Source organism: Streptosporangium sp. NPDC006930, from assembly GCF_040635605.1.
Classification (GTDB): Bacteria; Actinomycetota; Actinomycetes; order Streptosporangiales; family Streptosporangiaceae; genus Streptosporangium.
Genome location: NZ_JBEYID010000060.1, coordinates 1 through 4,041, shown reverse-complemented (window position 1 = coordinate 4,041; position 4,041 = coordinate 1). Strand labels below are relative to the sequence as shown.

General features: G+C 70.0%; 1 protein-coding gene. It reads right to left on the bottom strand.

Annotated elements, in window-relative coordinates:
* Positions 1–4,041, bottom strand: a 4,041-nt coding sequence (locus tag ABZ664_RS39310; RefSeq protein WP_362522371.1) for a type I polyketide synthase, incomplete at both ends; no start/stop codon positions are given.

The window sequence follows — 4,041 nt, the reverse complement described above, 5'->3', positions numbered from 1 at the left end:
GTCTCCACCATCAACCGCACCCGATCGGCCTCACCCAACCCGGCCAGCCGCCCCACCAGCGCACCGTCACCGACCATGACCGACGACGCCGCCGACCTGCGCGAGCCCCGCACCAGCCCGCGCAGCAGATGCGGCACCTCACCACCCACCCGCACCGCCGCCAGGTCCAACCGCACCGGAACCACGGCCGGCCCGCCGGAACCGATCGCCGCCTCGAACAACACCACACCCTGCTCCGGCGTGATCGCCGACATCCCCGCACGCGTCAACCGACGCGCCTGAACCTCGTCCAACCCACCCGTCATCCCCGCGCCCTGCCCCCACGGACCCCACGCCAACGAACACCCCGCCAACCCCAGCCCGCGCCGATACTCCGCCAACGCGTCCAAGAACGCGTTCGCCGCCGCATAGTTGCCCTGCCCCGCCCCACCGAACGTCCCCGCCACCGACGAGAACACGATGAAATCGGCCAGATCCTCATCTTGGGTCAGCTCGTGCAGATGCCAGGCGGCGTCCACCTTCGGCCGCAACACCACATCCAGCTCCTCAGCCGACAACGACGGAATCGTCCCATCGGCCAGCACACCCGCAGTGTGAATCACCGCCGTCAACGGGTGTTCCTCCGGCACTTCGGCCAGCAGCTCCGCCACCTGATCCCGATCGGCCACATCACACGCCGCGATGGTGACCTCGACCCCATGCGCGATCAACTCCGCCCGCAACTCCACCGCGCCAGGGGCATCCAACCCCCGACGGCTGGTCAGCAGCAGACGACGCACCCCACGCTCGGCCACCACATGCCACGCGAACAAACCCCCCAGACCACCCGTACCACCAGTGATCAACACCGTCCCCTCGGAATCCCAGACCCGCCCCTCACCCAAGCCGGAGACGGAACCGGACCCGAGATCAACGCCGCGCTCGGAGGCGGGCGTCACCCGCGCCAGGCGCGGCACCCGCACCTCACCCCCACGCACCGCCACCTGCGGCTCACCCGAGGCCAACACCCCCGCCAACACAGACGACGACAACTCATCGTCGATATCGACCAGCACGAACCGACCAGGATTCTCCACCTGCGCAGAACGCACCAACCCCCACACCGCCGCAGCCCCCAAATCCGCAACCACCTCACCCTCACCCGCGACCACCGCACCCCGCGTCACCACCACCAACCGCGAACCCACACACCGCTCATCGGCCAACCACCCCTGCACCAACCCCAGAACACGAACGGTCAAAGCACGCACCGCCCCCACCACATCCCCGTCAGACCCCACCACGACGGTCACCACCTCCGGCACCACCTCCAGCGCCGCCAACTCCGCCACCGATGCCAGGTCAAAGGTCGGTTCGACCTGGTCAGGCCCGGTACCGGCCGCCGACACCTCAGACGACACCGTCCAGGTCAGCTGGAACAGCGAGTCCCGGTGCGGGGCACTACCGACGGCCGGCTGGCCGCCCGCGATCGGGCGCAGCAACAGTGAGCGCACCGACAGCACCGGCTCCCCTGCCGCGTCCACCGCGCTCAGCGACACCGCGCCGCCATCCGCCAGGACCAGCCGAACCCGTAGCACCGACGCCCCACCCGCGTGCAGACACACCCCACCCCACGAGAACGGCAACCGCACACCCTCTGAACCATCCAGATCGACGAAGGCCACCGCGTGCAACGCCGCATCCAGCAACGCCGGATGCAAGCCGAAGCCACCCGCATCGGCGACCTGCTCGGGCAGGCCGACCTCGGCGAACACCACACCGTCCGCGTCCTGCCAGGCTCCCCGCAACCCCTGGAACACCGGCCCATAACCCAGCCCGCCCTCGGCCAGCCGCTCGTACAACCCGCCCAGCTCGATCACCGACGCGCCCTTCGGCGGCCACACCCCGACGTCGAACCGCTCCCCGGCCTGGCCGTCGGACGCCAGCACACCACTGGCGTGCCGTACCCAGGCATCATGCTCACCGGCCCCCGCAGGCCGAGCATGAACACTCACCTCACGCCGACCCACCCCATCCGCAGCCCCCACCCGCACCTGCACCGCCACCGCATCGTCCTCACCCAGCACCAACGGCGCCACCAACGTCAACTCCTCCACCACCCCACACCCGACCTCATCCCCCGCCCGCACCACCAACTCCAAAAACCCCGTACCCGGAAAAATCACCATCCCGCCCACCACATGATCCGCCAACCACGGATGCGACCCCAACGAGACACGACCCGTCAACAACGCCTCATCACTATCGGCCAACCCCATGACCGCACCCAGCAGCGGGTGTCCCGCCACGACCTGTCCGAGACCTTCGGCGTCTCCGGCCCGTCTGCCACTCGGCCAGTACCACTGACGCTGGAAGGCGTACGTCGGCAGCTCTACCTGGCGGGCACCGGGGAACAAGGTCGGCCAGCTGACCGGCACCCCGCGTACGTGCAGCCCGGCCAGCGCCGCCACGATCGTCGCCTGCTCGCCCTGGCCCCCGCGCAGCGCCGACATCAATACCGGGTCGGAGTCCGAATATCCGTCCATGGTGACGCGACGGGTATCCGACTCCTCGGCGATCGCCCGCGAGCGAACCGTCTCCTCCGCGCCGGCGAGCGCGGTGAGGGTGTCGTCTGCCATCGCGGTGAGCACCCCGTCGGGGCCGAGTTCCAGGTAGGCGCGTACCCCCTGGTCGTGCAGGGTACGGACGGCGTCGGAGAAGCGGACCGCGCCACGGACCTGCTCCACCCAGTACTCCGGCGAGCACAACTGCTCGGCCGTGGCCTGCTCCCCGGTCAGGGTCGAGACCACCGGGATCCGCGGCGGGTCGTAGGTGAGCGTCCGGGCCAGGGTGCGGAAGTCCTCCAGCATCGGATCCATCAACGGCGAATGGAACGCGTGCGACACCCGCAACCGCTTCGTCCGCACCCCACGAGCATCCAACTCGGCCGCGACGGCCAGCACCGCCTCCTCGACTCCGGAGATCACCACCGAGGACGGGCCGTTCACCGCCGCGACCGACACCTCCTTCTCCCGCCCGGCCAGCAGCTCGACGACCTCCTCCTCGGCGATCTGAACCGCCACCATCGCCCCACCGGAGGGCAACCCCTGCATCAACCGCGCCCGACCCGCCACCAACGCACACGCATCCGCCAGCGACAACACCCCCGCCACATGAGCCGCCGCGATCTCCCCAACCGAATGACCGGTCAGCACATCCGGCCGGATTCCCCACGACGACACCAACCGGAACAACGCCGTCTCCACCGCGAACAACGCCGGCTGCGCCCACCCCGTCCGATCCAGCAACTCCGCCTCGACCGACCCCGGCTCGGCGAACAGCACCTCACGCAGCGACCCCTCAAGCAGCGGATCCAGCTCGGCGACCACCTCGTCCAACGCCGCCGCGAACACCGGGAACCGCTCGTACAGCTCCCGGCCCATCCCGGCGCGCTGGCTACCCTGGCCGGTGAACAACACCGCCAGCTTCAGCTCGCCCGCTGCCACGCCGCGCACCACACCCGCACCCGGCAGATCCTCGGCCAGCGCACCCAACCCGGCGAGCACACCCTCACGGTCACCGACCACCACCGCCCGATGCTCGAACGCCGACCGCGTCGTCGCCAGCGAGAACGCAGCATCGGCCAGCCCCAGACCGGGCTCACCCTCCAGGAACGACGCCAACCGCCCGGCCTGCGCCCGCAACGCCTCCGCCGTACGACCCGACACCACCACCGGAGCCGTCTCAGCACCCGGCACCTGACCCGCTGTGCGAGCTTCGGCGGTTTCCGGGAGCTCCGGCCCCTGCTCGACGATCACGTGCGCGTTGGTGCCGCTGATCCCGAACGACGACACCGCGGCCCGACGTGAGCGGTCGGTCTCGGGCCACTCCGTCGGCTGGGTCAGCAACCTCACCGCGCCCGAGGACCAGTCCACATGCGACGAGGGCGCGTCCACGTGCAGTGTCCTGGGCAGCGTCCCGTGCCGCATCGCCATGACCATCTTGATCACACCCGCGACACCGGCGGCCGCCTGCGTGTGACCGATGTTCGACTTGATCGAC